Source organism: Paenibacillus sp. UASWS1643 (genome assembly GCF_008693195.1).
GTDB lineage: Bacteria > Bacillota > Bacilli > Paenibacillales > Paenibacillaceae > Paenibacillus > Paenibacillus amylolyticus_B.
In genome coordinates, this window is the sequence record NZ_VXKZ01000102.1 from 12142 (window position 1) to 27925 (window position 15784).

Sequence of the window (15784 nt, forward strand, 5' to 3'; positions counted from 1 at the left end):
CTCATTTTTCCTCCTCTCTTATCGGAACAAACCGTCTCCGCCAAGCCACTTGGCAAATCTGTCAGCAAGAAGCAGCAAGGCCATATTCACCAGGGAACGGAACAAGCTGACCGCTGTCGAGAATGAGAAATCGGTTGATGACTGGAACGTAATCCGATAGATATATACATCGAGTACTTCCGATACATTTTTGGTAGCGGCATTTGCCAAGTTGAAGATCTGGTCAAACCCGGAAGACATCAATCCACCAACCGACAGAATAAACATGATTGTGATGGTTGGAAGGATGTTCGGTAACGTAATTTTGAACATCTGTTGCATACGGGAAGCCCCGTCAATCTGTGCTGATTCATACTGATCCTGGTCAATACCGGAAATGGCAGCCAGGAATATAATCGCGCCCCATCCACTTGATTTCCAAATATCAGTCAACAGCAACATTGGTACAAAGTTGGATTCGGACCCCAGGAAGTTAATCGTTGGCAATCCGAGTAATCCGAGCGCACTGTTAACCAGTCCGTCATAAGCCAGCACATTGATGACTACCCCGGATACGATGATCCAGGACAGGAAGTGTGGGAATGTAAGAACGGTTTGGAATAATTTTTTCCCTCTGCGCATCCGCAATTCATTCAGCAACAGGGCCAGAATGATCGGGAATGGGAACTGAATAATCAGTTTCAGAATATTGATGTACAGCGTACGCCATACTGCGTCGATAAAGGTTGGATCACGGAAAACATATTTGAAGTTCTCGAATCCGCTCCATGGACTTCCCCAGATGCCCAAGTTGGCCTTGTAATCTTTGAATGCCAGAGACAGGCCACCCATCGGCATGTAGGCAAACAGAATTAGCCAGACAAGCCCCGGAATAAGCAGGGTGTATGTCATTCGGTGCTTCCAGATTTCAGTCCAGAGCGAATTGCCCTTCACGTTTCCCTTCAGCTTTTTGCTAGGTCCTTCGGCTGCAGGTTTCACATTGCATCTCCTCACTCTACTATGGTCTTGTCGTTGTACAGAAAATCAAACATCGTTCTCAGGTGGTGCTCCCAAAATCTCCATTCATGAGCCCCCGGCGTCTCCACATACCGAAAATCAAAGGCAGTCCCCTGCATGTATTTCGCATAGTCGCGATTCATCTCTACGAAGGGGTCACTATCGCCACAACAACTGAGGATATCCGGTAAAGGAACACCCTGTTCCAGCAGCTTGGCCGACAGTGCGTAAATATCCTGATCGGCTTTCACCTGTAAACGTTCTCCAAAAACCGCTTTCATTTCCTTGATCATGGTCGCTGGCATATGGGGATCATGAAGTCGTGTCTGGATATCCGTTACGCCGGATAGAGACACTACTTTGCGATATCGCTCTGGATAAGTTAGTCCACATTTCAGTGCACCATATCCACCCATGGATAAACCGGCGACGTATGTTTTCTCCGGATCAGGATTCAGATTGAGCAGACGCTTGCATATTTCAGGTAACTCCTGAGTGATGTAGTGGAAGTAATTCAGGCCGTATTCCATATCGGTGTAATAGCTTCGATTCGCTTCCGGCATAATGATAGTACAGCCATATTGCGCTGCATACATCTCAATTGTGGTTAACCGCTGCCAGGTACTCGCATTATCGCCTGCCCCGTGCAACAGATATAGTGTACCGCCTGAAGTCTCTCCGGAGTCACTGGACACAACATGTATGCTGGTGTTCATGCATAAGGTTGGCGATCCAGTTTCGATCGTTATATGTGCCATAATGTAACCCCTCTCATCATCGCCTGCTGTCTTTACTCATTCGTTTCTCTGGCGTTGGATTGCAGGCTGTTGTAGATTCCCTTGTATTACGATGGGTTATCGAAACGATTTTCTCGAATCGTTTCAAAACATAGCCAACGTTGATTCACATGGACTTCATTACAACACTTTTTATGTGGAAGCGATTTATTCGAATCGTTTCGAATAAATCATAAGCCCGATGAGTAAATCCTGTCAATAACCTTTTTACAAATTTCGCGTTTTTTTCTCGAAAAAATGCTTTTTTAAGTCTAAATTTGCATCGAAAGACACTATTATTACGAAAAAATGAAAATTTAGTCAGTGCTATTACAACTTTAATTGACACCAAACCAGGTTTATACTAACATGAGTTCTGATTTTGCATTCGAATTACGGAAACGTTTCACCAACCGATTTTACTCAGGTTTCACCTGATATTAGGGAGGTTAATATGTCTGAGCAACTCAAAGGTTTCATTCATACGATTACTGAGCAGCAATTGAATGTTTTTTCCATTCGCATATTACAAAAAGGGCATCTGCTTGCCCATTGGGACCGGGATAAGGATCAGCGCAGGGTACAACATTCCATCAGTAAATCCTTCATGTGTATGGCCGTTGGTCTTGCGCTTGAAGAAAGTCTGTTACATCTGGATGCGACACTTGGTGATTATTTCTCTTATGATCATGTACCCGTTGCACAACGTAATCTCCCATCGCCGCAGGAATTGAAGCTGCGTGATCTTCTCCGAATGTCTTCGGGCCATGACTCTCCCCCTCTTTGGGCTGATGAACGAGCTTCATTGACCGAAAAGGACTGGGCGAAATATTACTTGTCGCTGCCTCTGGATCGGGCACCTGGAGTACAATTTACATATAGCAGTGGGGATACATTTATGATCTCAGCCATGCTACAGGCTGCTACCGGCCAAACCGTGAAAGATTACCTGACTCCACGGTTATTTGATCCACTTGGCATTCATGATGTAGAGTGGGAAACCTCTCCATTGGGGGTAACACTTGGCTGTGCAGGTCTTTGGATAAGCAATGAGGAATTGAGTCGATTTGGACAGTTACTGCTGCAGGAGGGGCATTGGGAAGGCACACAGCTTGTACCTGCCGATTGGATCAGACAGGCTACGTCCCAGCAGATCGAAACGACTGGAGGCGGAGATTGGGGAAAAGGTTACGGGTATCAGTTCTGGATGTGTTCTCATGGCGCTTATCGCGCCGATGGAGCCTATGGTCAATTGTGTATCGTAATACCCTCAAAGGAAGCTGTCATATGTATTAATAGTGAGGAAGAAAATATGCAGGGCATCCTGAATGCCGTCTGGAATGAGGTTTTACCCCTTTACACCCAGCGTTAGTATACCTATTTTATCTTTTTTTTCAAATTGCAATTTATGCCGTCCGATTGAGAATAAAACAAAAAAACGCCACGGGGTCATAAACCCCATGGCGTTACTTCTTATCCGTGTTGTGGAAGCTGAGTCATTTCATCTAAACATTGTGCGCATATGTAACGCTCTTTGAACTCGTTGACTTCCTCGATGGATCCGCAGAAAATACATTTTGGACGATATCTCTCCAAGATAATATGGTCCCCTTGTACTAAGATTTCTACAGGATCTCCCTCATTCATTTGATACCTTTTACGCAAAGATTTAGGCAATACGATCCTACCTAATTGGTCAACTTTGCGAACTACTCCAGCTGGCTTCATAGCTACGGCACACCTCTCCTATCTTACTCTAAATTTCTAGGTACATTTGTACTATGTTTATAGATTCGCCAAGATTTTGTCGAATCCTGCTGGAAATAAACATTTTTTGTCCTTTTTTTTGAAAAATGTTTTTTTACCGAATTCTAGCCGTCATTTATAATCTCAATTTATCCTTCTAACCCCGGGAAATTGAGCTGGCGCAACGCTTCATATACAATAATTGCTGCCGAATTGGACAGATTTAATGATCTAACGTCACCAGTCATTGGCATTTTCATGCATGTATCGGGATTCGCAGCAATTAATTCAGGTGGCAGGCCTTTAGTCTCTTTACCAAACACGAGGAAATCTCCATCCTGAAAATTAAAATCACTGTATCGGTTCTTGGCCTTCGTAGTTGCGTAGAAGAAACGACCTTCCGGATATTTTTCCTGAACCTCAGCAAATGAGTCGTGGTATTCAATATGAACAGCATGCCAGTAGTCCAGCCCTGCACGTTTCAATGTAGCATCATCTGTTCGAAATCCAAGTGGACGTACGAGATGCAGATGGGTACCGGTTGCCGCACAAGTACGCGAAATATTGCCTGTGTTCGCCGGAATCTCTGGTTCAACCAGAACGATGTGTAAAGCCATATGTGTTCAATCTCCTTTTCATTTTCATGTTGACGACAACCCTCTAATCTTAAAGAAAAGCCCTCCACACGTCAATGTGGAAGGCTCTGGTAAGGCACAGGATTAGACACGAAGGTCCATTACACCGTACCTATACTTAATTATCCATTTATCTTCTGGAAGTGGTTCATAAAGTCTGTCAGTGCCTTAACACTCTCATAAGGAGCAGCATTATAAATGGAGGCACGGAGACCACCCACACTGCGATGTCCTTTCAGACCTACAAATCCTTCTTCCTCTGATGCCTTGATGAACTTTTTCTCCAGTTCCTCAGAAGCAAGACGGAAGGTTACATTCATCAGGGAACGATCTTCCGTTTCCACACAACCACGGTAGAAATCGCCGGAAGCGTCAATTGTGTTATAGAGCAATTCCGCTTTTTTCGTATTTTTTTGCTCAATACCAGCCAGTCCGCCCTGTTCTTCAATCCATTTCAATACTTCATTCACCATATATACCGAGAAGGATGGCGGCGTATTGTACAGGGAGTTGTTATCTACATGTGTGCTGTAACGAAGCATGGTTGGAATCGTTTTAGGCGATTCGCTCACCAGTTCCTCACGAGCAATTACAACCGTAATTCCGGATGGACCCAGGTTCTTCTGTGCACCCGCGTAGATCATGCCGAACTGATTAAGATCAAATGGTTTACAGAAAATATCACTCGACATGTCCGCAATCAGAGGTACTGAACCGGTATCCGGGAACGACTTGAATTGCGTACCTTCAATTGTTTCGTTGGAAGTCAGATGTACATAAGCCGTACGTTCTGGCAAACTCAGATTCGAAACGTCCGGCAATTTCATAAACTTCTCTGCTTCTGAAGATGCAGCAACATGTGTCTCGCCCATCAACTTCGCCTCAGACAGAGCCTTTTTGGCCCAGCTGCCAGTCATCACGTAACTTGCAGTCTGCCCTGCACCGAGCAGGTTCATTGGCAACATCGCGAACTGAGTGCTTGCACCGCCCTGCAGAAAGAGAACCTTGTATCCTTTTGGATTGCCTAGAAGCGCCAACAACCGCTCCTGAGCTTCATTATGTACAGACTCATACACCGCTCCACGATGAGACATCTCCATAATCGACATGCCTGTATTACGAAAATCTACAAATTCCGCCTGTGCACGCTCCAGTACCTCAAGTGGTAACGCCGCAGGTCCTGCATTAAAGTTATACGCTCTTTTTGTCACAAAATCCCCCGCCCTTTCCATCCGTAACTCTGTCATACAAACGGCATTTTGCAAAATTCGATTAGAATCGCTCACGGGTATAAGATATAGACAAATTGAATCATTTTGATCTATATCTTACTTATTGAAAGTCGCTCTATGGATTTGTGCAAAATGCACTCAAAGTGAATATTATCGCTATGATATCAGTATTCTCTATCTGCTTCAAGGGCAATATGCACTGAAGTGTTCAATTCAGGTCATCAAATTCCTTTATCACCCTGCAAAGTTAAAGCACTACATTGTTTAATTCAAGGAAAAGCCCCCGAGAATGTGTCCCGGAGGCTTTAAGTTGGAACAAGTTCTGTTCCGACCCCGACCGATTAGCAGTCGAAGTAGAGGCTGTACTCGTGCGGATGAATGCGGATCGCTACTGCTTTCGCTTCATCGCGCTTGAGGTTGATGTAGTTTTCAATGAATTCTTTTGTGAATACGCCGCCTTCAGTCAAGAACTCGTTATCCGCTGCCAATGCATCCAGTGCTTCTTCGAGGGACGCTGGCACACTGCGGATGTTTTCTTTATCTGCATCAGACAGGTCATAGATGTTTTTGTCGAGCGGACCATATCCAAGCTCAGTTGGGTTGATTTTGCGTTTGATTCCATCCAGACCAGCCATCAACATTGCGGAGAATGCCAAGTATGGGTTAGCTGTGGAGTCTGGTGTACGGAACTCGATACGACAACCTTTTGGTGTCACAGCTGCAACCGGAATACGAACTGCTGCGGAACGGTTACCTTTGGAGTAAACCAGGTTAACTGGTGCTTCGTAACCAGGTACAAGACGTTTGAACGAGTTTGTACTCGGGTTAGTCAAAGCGATCAGTGCCGGAGCATGGTACAGGATACCTCCGATGTAGTGCAGAGCCATTTCACTCAGGTTAGCATATCCCGCTTTGTCATAGAACAATGGGGAATCGCCATCAAAGATGGATTGGTGAACGTGCATTCCGCTACCATTATCACCGAACAATGGTTTTGGCATGAATGTTGCTACTTTACCATATTGACGTGCAGTGTTGTGCACGATGTATTTGTATGCAAGCAGGTTATCTGCTGTTTTCTTCAGTGTATCAAAACGGAAGTTGATTTCAGCTTGACCCGCTGTCGCCACTTCATGGTGATGACGCTCGATCGACAGGCCCGCTTCTTCCAAAAGGCGACACATTTCGCTACGAATATCTTGTTGTGTATCCACTGGTGCTACTGGAACATATCCACCTTTAGTGCGTACTTTGAAGCCCAGGTTTCCGCCTTCTTCTTTGCGGTTCGTGTTCCATGAAGCTTCTTCGGAATCTACGTAGTAGGAAGAGCTGTTCGTGCCGCTCTCATAACGTACATCGTCGAAGATGAAGAACTCGGATTCAGGTGCGAAGAATGCCGCTGTACCTACACCGCTCTCTTGCAAATAAGCTTCTGCTTTAACAGCGATGCTACGTGGGTCACGCTCATAACGCTCGCCATCCGGAGTGAAGATATCACACATAACATTCAATGTAGGGTGTGCAGTGAACGGATCGACATAAGTCGCTTCAGGGTCTGGCATCATAACCATATCGGACTCTTCAATTCCGCGGAAACCTTGGATAGAAGAACCGTCAAAAGCTACTCCATTTACGAACGTGTCTGCATCAACAGCCGAAGCTGGCAACGAGATGTGATGTGCACGACCAGCTAAATCTACAAAACGAAAATCTACCCACTCGATGTTGTTCTCTTGAATTGATTTCAATACGTTTTCAACCGACATGTATTCGTCCTCCCAAATATTCCGAACATTAAACAACCCCACTAAGAAAATGTCTAAATTCGAATTTTTTTCTGTCGTCATTATAAATTTTAAAACCTGACATCGTCAATACTTATGTAAGGTATTTTTTGCGAGTATGTTAGCTATACTCACATTTTATAAATAACATAAATTCACATAACAACAAATTTGATACGCATTTAACTGGTTTAATGCGGTAAAGCGACCCCTTTTTTATCCTAAATCATGGAAAAAACTTCACATCATAAATGTTTCTTATCACTATTGATTAATAAATACGTTCAAAACTGCAAAATATGCAAAAAACCGAGCATCTATCTGATTCCGTCGCAATAAACGAGACCAGATGAGATGCCCGGATGATGTTCCAGACCTTGACTATGAAATTCTTATTACACGCCTACACGTGCCGGGAAGAATGCTGCTGGTTGTTTAGCTGTACTGAATGATTTACCCACGATTGGTGCCAATTTCTCCAGATCCTGCAACAGGTTCGCGAATTGATCAGGGAACAAGGATTGCACACCATCTCCTGTCATGGAGTTATCCGGATCGGTATGCATTTCAATGATCAGGCCATTGGCACCCGCAGCAACGGAAGCTTTTGTCATCGGCTCCACCAGTTCACGTCGTCCAGTACCATGGCTCGGGTCAGAAATAACCGGCAAATGGCTCAGAGACTGCAGAACAGGGATCGCTGACAGGTCAAGCGTATTACGTGTGTAAGATTCAAACGTACGAATACCACGTTCACACAGCATGACATTTGGATTACCACCCGCAAGAATGTATTCTGCCGCATTCAACAACTCATCGTATGTCGCACTGAAGCCACGTTTCAACAATACCGGTTTACCACACTCGCCCAATTTGCGGAGCAGGTCAAAGTTCTGCATGTTACGTGTACCTACTTGCAGAATATCTGCGTATTCGGCGCAAATATCCACATACTCAGGTGTCATGACTTCTGTAATGGTCAGCAGATCATGTTTCTTGCCTGCTTCCGCCATCATGATCAATCCCTCTACGCCCGTTCCCTGGAAACTGTAAGGACCCGTACGAGGCTTAAATGCCCCTCCACGTAACACTTGCCCACCAGCAGCTTTCACAAGCCCGGCAATCTCATCAATCTGTGCAGCGGATTCAACCGCACATGGTCCGCCCATAACAACAAGTTCTTTTCCGCCGATATCTACACCTTTGATGGAGATCACCGTATCTTCCGGATGGAAGTCGCGGCTTGCCAACTTGTAGGACTTCGAGATTTTAACGACATTCTCGACACCTTTCATTTGGCGAAGATGCTCTTGCATTTTAGGTTCAACTTTGCCAATCAACCCAATAATAGTACGATCCTCTCCGCGAGAGATATGCACCTGAAGCCCTTCTTTTTCAATAACTGCTACGATATCCTGAATCTGTTCCTCCGGTGTGGCTTTGCCTGCAATAACGATCATATTAATTCCCATCCTTCCCTGTATGAGAGCACAATAAGTTCTTAGTGTGCGTCTGATTAAATATATAAACTCTGTCGCGCTTAAACGCTTGTTCGCTTTTAAGCTTTTATCCGTTAAAGTGAATATACCATAGATCTCCTGTTGCGTCAAGGTACACATTCCTTATCCATATACAAGAAGAACCCTGCTCCACAGGCTCCGACATTCGGATCTGTGTAACAGGATTCTTCTCATTCACGTCTCGTTTGCAATTCACATACACTTAGACTTACTTTTACATTAGCTGTGCCCTAAGGTGTACGTGTTTTTTCTCTAACTGGAGGCAGCAGTTTGCTCATGTTCACGGTACGTTTGATCTCCCACGTCTCCGGCTTGTCATGTTCATACTGCTCCAGGTAAAGGATGACTTCCTTCGTAATCGGTGTTGGTGTTGATGCACCCGAAGTAACCGCCACTTTATTTACACCTTTCAGCCATTCTTGCTGAATCTCGGAAACATCGGATACACGGTAGGCCGTAACACCCGCAATCTCCTCCGACACTTGTGCCAGACGGTTAGAGTTATTGCTGCGAGGGTCACCCACCACGATAACCAGGTCCGCTTGACCTGCCTGTTCAGCAACAGCTTCCTGACGAACCTGAGTTGCGAGGCAAATTTCATTATGAATCTCAGCTCCCGGAAACTTCTCTAGCAGACGGCTCATAATGTGTTTGATATCCCACTGGCTCATCGTTGTCTGATTCGTAATAAGGATTTTGCCTGGAGGTACGTTCAGTTCTTCGATCTCTTCTTCCTTCTCGATCAGATGAACGAGATCTGGTGCAACCCCTACGGCACCTTCTGGTTCAGGGTGATTCTTTTTGCCGATATAGATGATCTGATAACCTTCTGCCGTCTTCTCCCGAATGAGATCATGGGTCTTGGTGACATCAGGGCATGTTGCATCCACTGTTGTCAATCCTTTGTCCCGTGCCAACTTGCGCACTTCAGGAGATACACCATGAGCTGTGAAAATAATCGTGCCACTCTCCACTTGGCTTAAAATATCCATCCGGTTCGGACCATCCAATGTAATAATACCTTCATCTTCAAAGGAATCCGTCACATGTTGGTTATGCACAATCATACCCAATATATAAATAGGTCGTGGTAAATCCAGATTGCGTGCCGCTTGACGCGCGAGCACCATCGCATCCACAACGCCGTAACAATATCCCCGCGGCGAAATTCGCAGTACTTCCACTTGGTTGCCACCCGCTTTCTTTCTCGGCAACGTTGCCGATGTAATTGCAGTCCTGTCTATTATACCTTTATTCGATAGGCGGAGCAAAGACAACCGGCAACCAGATAATAAAGGTGGTTCCTTCTCCACGTCTGGTCACAACCTCAACCGATCCGTGATGTTCTTCAATAATCCACTTCGCAATCGAAAGTCCCAGACCGATGCCCGGTGTAGCCCCGCGGGATTCATCTGCCCGATAGAAGCGATCAAAGATGAACGGCACTTCGTCCCGATCCATGCCAATACCGGTGTCGCTGATGCGTAGTCCCACCTGGCCCTTGTATAATACGGCATCCAGCGTCACAGAGCCTTCAGGTGTGTATTTAAACGCATTTTCGATGAAAATAAATAACATCTGTTGCAGATAGTCCTTGCTACCGTTCACATAAATACCATTAAGAATGGCAAAGTCTCCTGGTAGCCATTCTGCCTCACGGTCCAGAAATTGTGCTCTGCGTGCCACTTCCTGTACGAGAATTTGCAGCGGGATCGGATTTAGTTCAATTTTCTGCCCCGTATCCGCTCTCGCCAGCGATAACATGTCGCTGATCAGCCTGCTCATACGTTTTCCCTCGTCCGCCATATCTTCAATGGCTTCCAACGACATTTGCTTGACGGTCTCCTCATCCAGATTCGGTCGGTCGGTACCCTCTTGATCCCACAGCTTCTTCAGGAAGTCTACGTTCCCGCGAATGGTGGTCAGCGGTGTACGCAGTTCATGCGATGCATCGGATACAAAGCGGCGCTGGGCAGCATTTGTCTCCTCCAAACCGCGGAATGACAATTCTGTACGCTCAAGCATATTATTCACCGTTTCGATCAGACGACCAATCTCATCCTTAGGCCCCGCATATTGAATACGTACACTTAAGTCATCTCCCGATTGGATCTGATTCGCAGCATCAATGACATTCACGAGCGGACGCATCGACTTGCGGGCCAGCACAAGGCCTGAGGTTATAGCCAATGCCATCGCTACCAGCCAGCCAAAAACCAAAATATTAAGCAACGCTTCCAGCAAGCGCTCCTGTGAACTTACATTGGCTCCTACCTGAAGGATCCCACGTACTTCATTGGTACCCTGAAGAGAAAGCGGAAGCTGATTCACCAGAAACGGTGTCCCATCCACATAGATCTTGGATATGCCACGCTTTTCAAGAATTTCATTGGATTTCAATACCGGAAACTGAATCTGCAATTTCTTCATATTGCCGGAAATTATGCCCGAACGGCTCTGATAATCCCAGAGTTGAATATAGATTTGAGCCTCCTGAAGCTGGCTCTCTGTAAATGGGTCCAGATCCAACGACTGTGAAAGAGGATTAACACCAATTTGCTCCGTAATCCGTGCACTCTTCACCTTCAATTGCTGTTCGACTTCCTGGTAGGAGTTAAAATACACAAAGGCATAGATGACAACGCCCCAAAAGATAAGAACAGCCGCCAAAATGCCAGAATACCATGCGGTTAGTCTTAACCGGATGGACATATCAGGAGTCACCTCTCAGGATATAGCCGGCTCCCCGGATGGTCTGAATTAGACGCTTGCCACCGTATTCTTCGGTCTTCTGTCTGAGCATGGCAATGTACACTTCAAGCACGTTAGACTCACCGCTGTAATCATAACCCCAGATTTTATCCATAATCAGATCACGGGACAGTACCCGTCTTGGATTTTGCATGAACAGATTCAACAGTTCGAATTCTTTGGCAGTCAGCTCCAGACGCTGCCCATCTCGCAAAACTTCACGTGAGTCATTGTCCAAAATGATATCTTCATACATTAAGCGGTTGTCCGGCGTACCCCCACTATCAGACTTGCGGCGCAGCAATGCGCGGACACGTGCCAATAATTCTTCCAGCGCAAAAGGTTTTACAAGATAGTCATCGGCTCCTGTGTCCAGTCCGGTCACCCGGCTCTGTACTTCATCCTTGGCCGTCAGCATTAGCACAGGCACTTTGCTGCCTGCCTCTCTCAATCTGCGACATACCTCAAATCCATCAATCTGCGGCATCATCACATCCAGCACAACGATGTCCGGCTCTTTGTCCATCAGTTTGCTGAGGCCTTCGGCTCCGTTGGAAGCCGTCTGTACCTCATATCCTTCAAAAGCCAGCCCCCGGCGGAGCATGGATACAATTTTTTCGTCATCATCCACAATCAAAATAGTTGAGCGCATGGTCTTTCTCCTTATCCTAACGTTTTATCCCATTGTAACAGGCAGAAGCACAATCTGCATCTTCAAGTAGGCGGTCTCCAATCCGTACAGGTCCATTGTAACCTTACTCAATCAGGGCAAAAAAACGGAAGGGCCTTCAATCCCTTCCGTTACGTCAATCCTTACCTGATATTTATGGTTGCTGCTGTTGTGTATCTGTGGTTTGTGAAGTATCAAAATCATTTTTGTTGCCGATTTTGATTTTCAGATCCATTTTCTTACCATCACGCACCACATTCAGTGTAACTTCACTGCCGATTTCCTGTTTCTTGATAAAATCAATCAGATCCTGACTTGTGGCGTACGGCGTACCGTTGGCACCCGTGATGATGTCATATGCACGAAGATCTGCTTGGTAAGCCGGTGATTGGAAGATCGTGCTGGCTACCACTGAACCTTCAGTAACATCCGTTCCCATTTGTTTAGCAACTTCAGGCGTAAGAGCCATCAGAGACGCACCGATAAATGGTACTGGCTCTTTGGGAACTTCTTTGTTCTCTTTGAGATATTTAACGGCTTCAGAGATGACGCTCGATGGGATTGCAAAACCAATTCCCTGCGCATCTGCGCTTACTGCAACGTTCATTCCGATAACTTCCCCATTCAGGTTAAGCAACGGACCACCGGAGTTACCCGGATTAATCGAAGCATCGGTTTGCAGCAAATGGCTGTACTCACGTGTTTTTCCTGTTTCTTCATCTGGAATACTGATTGTACGTTCTTTGGCACTCAGTACACCTGCTGTAACGGTGTGTTCAAATCCTTCCGGGTTACCAATAGCTACAAGCCATTCACCGACTTGAGTACTGTTCGAATCACCCAGTGGAGCTACAGGGAACGCATCGTCACCACTGTTTTTCTCAATTTTCAATACAGCCAAATCAAGATCAAAGCTGCTTCCCAGCAGTTTAGCTTCATAAGGCTTGCTGTTGTTCTCCAGGGTTACCTGGATTACGTCTGCACCCTGAACAACGTGTTGATTCGTCAGGATATATCCTTCTTTGTCAAAAATGAACCCGGAACCAATGCCCATAGGTACAAGCTGATTACTACTTTGTGGTAGCTGGCTTTGGCCTTGATTGCCTTCCGTTCCGCCCCCATTACCAAAGAAGTATTGGTAAAGCGGATCACTTGTGTTTGATCCACCCTGACCCAATCCTGTACGTGAGGACTGCTTTGCGAGTGTTTCGATTTTGACGACTGCTGGACTTGTACTCGTCACGACGGAAGAAACATCTTCTTTGCCTGTTGGCAGTAACGACGCTGTCACATTGTTGCCTCCGCCTGTGTTTGTGGACGCTTCCTGTCCTGAACTTTGATTGTCCGTGTTCGTAAGGGCCGTCTCCGGTGTGAACATGTTTGTTCTGTCAGCTGTGTACATGAGAACGGTGATGACCAGCATACCGGCAATAAAGGAAAATAGAAGTGATCTTACGGAAGAACGCGGCTTGCGGTTATTATAGTTCCAGTTGCCTTTGCCGCCATTCCCTTGATCTCCACCGTTACCTGAGCCGTTTCCACCGCCCCCTGATGATCTTTTAGCTTGTTCAGATGATTCGCTATTATAGTAAGTAGGTACGGGTCTCACCGGATCAGGTTTTGTAATCTCTACATTTCCTTCTTCACGCTGATTATTGCTTCCCATGTGATTTGCTGTATCTTCCTGATTCACGGACTGAAAAGGTCCATAAGAATAATAATAGGAGGATTCGTCCGTTCCGGAAGAATTGCGGTTCTCCGTTTGTTTGGTTTCGTTTTCCTCGTCTTGACGGTTCGATCTATAGTTGCGTTCGTCCATGCCTCTCTACCTCCCAATCTCTTATTCCCAAGAGATATTCTTTAACTGTCCTTATTTTGTACTTTAAACCTTAACCGTACCTTAAAAACAATTAAAAAGGAGATAAAAGCACGTAAGAATAGACTCTTTTCCCCGTCATGACAGCATTTTACCCTTTCGTTTTCACCCAACCCTGACGATGCGCATAGATGGCCAATTGTGTACGATCGTCCATCTCACATTTCATAAGCAGGTTGCTCACATGTGTTTTGACGGTTTTGATACTGATATGTAATTCTTCTCCAATGTCTTTGTTGGTCTTTCCCTCTGCAATAAGCAGCAACACTTCCTTCTCCCGTTCAGTTAGACCCGATTCACTCTCTCTAGCTGTACGTTGTCTGATTCCCCGGGTTAACGCCTGCGACACATCACCTGTCATAACAGGCATGCCTCTATAGGCCCCTTGCAGAGCATAGATCAGTTCTTCAGCAGAGACTGTCTTCAGTACATAACTTACCGCACCCGCTTCAATCGCTTGCACAACAAGATCATCCTCCAGGAAACTGGTGAGCATCACAATTTTCATCCCTGGAAATTCATTCATGATGGCTTTTGTTGCTTCAGCGCCATTCATTATCGGCATCATCAGATCCATCAGGATCAGGTCCGGCATATCACTGTCATTTAACTTACGCAACTGATCAAGCGCATCCTGCCCGTGGCCCGCTTCTCCCATCACATGAAAAGTAGGTTCCAGCATCAGATACGTTTTCAACCCCATGCGCACCATATCATGGTCATCCACAATCATAACGTTTACTTTCCCACTCATTCCGTCTCCCCCTCTAGTTCATTCAGATACATTCGGAAATTTCGGGATCAATACCCGTACCGTCGTTCCCGCTCCCGGCTTCGATATAATCTGAACTTGCCCCCCAAGCTTCTCCGCCCGTTCACGCATAGTAGATAACCCGTATGAACCCGGACGTTCCGCTTGCTGCAAAAATCCCTGACCATCATCGCTGATGCTCATGCTGATCTGATGTTCACTCTCCCGTATGGACAGACTAACCACTCCCGCCTCTGCATGCTTCACAACATTGGCAACCGCCTCCTGAATAACAAGAAACAGCTGGTGCTCAATGGCATCCGAGATTCCGCCATCCAGTTCCAGCTCTTTCACACCTTTAAGACCATTCTGCCTGCAATAATCAGGAAACCAACTATCCAGTGCTGCGGTGAGGTCACGCCCTTCCAGCTCCACCGGTCGAAGTTGGGCAATAAGTCCTCGCATCTGACGCTGTGCAATATGTGACATCTGGATTAACTGTTCCAGTACTTTACCGCCATGTTCCGGATTCATCTCCAGCAGACGCGGTAAGGACGAAGCCGACATATGCATGGCAAACAGCTGCTGGCTAACCGTGTCATGGAGGTCCCTTGCCATTCGTTTGCGCTCTTCAAGAACAGCTCGCTCCGAGGCTTGCTCCTTCTCAATGACTTCCTGCTCACCGAGGCGCTGAAGCAGTCTCATCTTTTTCTCAATTGAATCCATCATGACATTGAATTCCTGATAGACACGACCAAACGAAGCGTCATCCGCTTCAGGCATGCGCACCGCCAGATTACCCTTGGATACTTTCAACATGTTGAGATCTAGCAGGTCGATCTTACGCTGAAGTCGTAATGCAGCGATATATCCGGTGATAACGGTGGCCAGCACAACAACGGCAACATAGGTCCATGCCCGCTGACGACCAGCCCCCATCAATACCTCTCCATACAATAGATAGAAGCCGCCCAGCGTAATCAGACCAGTTAGCGCAAAATACATCATCAGTTCCCACTTATTTGCTTTGAGAATTGTTCGAATCAT

At 46.1% G+C, this 15784-nt stretch carries 14 protein-coding genes; 1 reads left to right on the forward strand and 13 read right to left on the reverse strand.

The window, feature by feature from the left end:
• Nucleotides 1-18: 18 nt before the first annotated feature.
• Together FE296_RS09105 and FE296_RS09110 are read right to left on the reverse strand one after the other, a co-directional pair.
• Entirely contained in the window at nt 19-978 is a 960-nt protein-coding gene (locus FE296_RS09105) for an ABC transporter permease (protein ID WP_017689585.1), read from the reverse strand.
• Nucleotides 979-989: 11 nt separating this feature from the next.
• The gene (locus FE296_RS09110; protein WP_076318319.1) at nt 990-1754 is read right to left on the reverse strand and encodes an alpha/beta hydrolase; all 765 of its coding nucleotides are present in this window, start codon (nt 1752-1754) and stop codon (nt 990-992) included.
• A 472-nt stretch (nt 1755-2226) separates the two neighbouring features.
• On the opposite strand from FE296_RS09110, the gene FE296_RS09115 reads away from it, so the two are divergent.
• Entirely contained in the window at nt 2227-3144 is a 918-nt protein-coding gene (locus tag FE296_RS09115; protein WP_150364798.1) for a serine hydrolase domain-containing protein, read from the forward strand.
• Between the two features lie 101 nt (nt 3145-3245).
• Here the strand turns inward: FE296_RS09115 and FE296_RS09120 are convergent, their stop codons facing one another.
• The 11 genes from FE296_RS09120 to FE296_RS09170 form a co-directional block, all read right to left on the reverse strand.
• A complete protein-coding gene (locus FE296_RS09120) occupies nt 3246-3500 on the reverse strand; it encodes an AbrB/MazE/SpoVT family DNA-binding domain-containing protein (RefSeq protein WP_036610032.1) in 255 nt (84 codons plus the stop codon).
• Between the two features lie 167 nt (nt 3501-3667).
• Nucleotides 3668-4135 (reverse strand): tRNA (uridine(34)/cytosine(34)/5-carboxymethylaminomethyluridine(34)-2'-O)-methyltransferase TrmL, encoded by a 468-nt coding sequence (gene trmL / locus FE296_RS09125; RefSeq protein WP_017689589.1) that lies wholly within the window; start codon nt 4133-4135, stop codon nt 3668-3670.
• Between the two features lie 140 nt (nt 4136-4275).
• Nucleotides 4276-5364 (reverse strand): 3-phosphoserine/phosphohydroxythreonine transaminase, encoded by a 1089-nt coding sequence (gene serC / locus FE296_RS09130; RefSeq protein WP_150364799.1) that lies wholly within the window; start codon nt 5362-5364, stop codon nt 4276-4278.
• Between the two features lie 362 nt (nt 5365-5726).
• Nucleotides 5727-7151, reverse strand: coding sequence for a type I glutamate--ammonia ligase (gene glnA, locus FE296_RS09135; protein WP_074094318.1), 1425 nt, complete (start codon nt 7149-7151; stop codon nt 5727-5729).
• Between the two features lie 413 nt (nt 7152-7564).
• Complete coding sequence (gene aroF / locus FE296_RS09140) at nt 7565-8629, reverse strand: 3-deoxy-7-phosphoheptulonate synthase (RefSeq protein ID WP_150364800.1); 1065 nt, start codon at nt 8627-8629, stop codon at nt 7565-7567.
• Between the two features lie 290 nt (nt 8630-8919).
• On the reverse strand, nt 8920-9873 hold the full coding sequence (locus FE296_RS09145) for a 4-hydroxy-3-methylbut-2-enyl diphosphate reductase (protein WP_124115489.1): 954 nt from the start codon (nt 9871-9873) through the stop codon (nt 8920-8922).
• 67 nt (nt 9874-9940) lie between these two features.
• Nucleotides 9941-11401: a sensor histidine kinase gene (locus FE296_RS09150; protein WP_124113720.1), complete on the reverse strand. Its 1461-nt coding sequence runs from the start codon at nt 11399-11401 to the stop codon at nt 9941-9943.
• A 1-nt stretch (nt 11402) separates the two neighbouring features.
• Nucleotides 11403-12092 carry a response regulator transcription factor gene (locus FE296_RS09155; RefSeq protein ID WP_091014684.1) on the reverse strand — a complete coding sequence of 230 codons (690 nt, stop codon included), beginning with the start codon at nt 12090-12092 and terminating at the stop codon, nt 11403-11405.
• Nucleotides 12093-12264: 172 nt separating this feature from the next.
• Complete coding sequence (locus tag FE296_RS09160) at nt 12265-13929, reverse strand: S1C family serine protease (RefSeq protein ID WP_150364801.1); 1665 nt, start codon at nt 13927-13929, stop codon at nt 12265-12267.
• Nucleotides 13930-14077: 148 nt separating this feature from the next.
• Complete coding sequence (locus FE296_RS09165) at nt 14078-14740, reverse strand: response regulator (protein ID WP_124113718.1); 663 nt, start codon at nt 14738-14740, stop codon at nt 14078-14080.
• 18 nt (nt 14741-14758) lie between these two features.
• Nucleotides 14759-15784 carry a HAMP domain-containing sensor histidine kinase gene (locus tag FE296_RS09170; protein ID WP_124113717.1) on the reverse strand — a complete coding sequence of 342 codons (1026 nt, stop codon included), beginning with the start codon at nt 15782-15784 and terminating at the stop codon, nt 14759-14761.

Bases quoted from the DNA above. Each gene is read 5' to 3' on its own strand.
- glnA (WP_074094318.1), bottom strand. From the start codon at position 7,151: ATGTCGGTTGAAAACGTATTGAAATCAATTCAAGAGAACAACATCGAG.
- FE296_RS09150 (WP_124113720.1), bottom strand. From the start codon at position 11,401: ATGTCCATCCGGTTAAGACTAACCGCATGGTATTCTGGCATTTTGGCG.
- FE296_RS09110 (WP_076318319.1), bottom strand. From the start codon at position 1,754: ATGGCACATATAACGATCGAAACTGGATCGCCAACCTTATGCATGAAC.
- FE296_RS09115 (WP_150364798.1), top strand. From the start codon at position 2,227: ATGTCTGAGCAACTCAAAGGTTTCATTCATACGATTACTGAGCAGCAA.
- FE296_RS09165 (WP_124113718.1), bottom strand. From the start codon at position 14,740: ATGAGTGGGAAAGTAAACGTTATGATTGTGGATGACCATGATATGGTG.
- trmL (WP_017689589.1), bottom strand. From the start codon at position 4,135: ATGGCTTTACACATCGTTCTGGTTGAACCAGAGATTCCGGCGAACACA.
- aroF (WP_150364800.1), bottom strand. From the start codon at position 8,629: ATGATCGTTATTGCAGGCAAAGCCACACCGGAGGAACAGATTCAGGAT.
- FE296_RS09170 (WP_124113717.1), bottom strand. From the start codon at position 15,784: ATGATTCGAACAATTCTCAAAGCAAATAAGTGGGAACTGATGATGTAT.
- FE296_RS09120 (WP_036610032.1), bottom strand. From the start codon at position 3,500: ATGAAGCCAGCTGGAGTAGTTCGCAAAGTTGACCAATTAGGTAGGATC.
- FE296_RS09160 (WP_150364801.1), bottom strand. From the start codon at position 13,929: ATGGACGAACGCAACTATAGATCGAACCGTCAAGACGAGGAAAACGAA.
- FE296_RS09155 (WP_091014684.1), bottom strand. From the start codon at position 12,092: ATGCGCTCAACTATTTTGATTGTGGATGATGACGAAAAAATTGTATCC.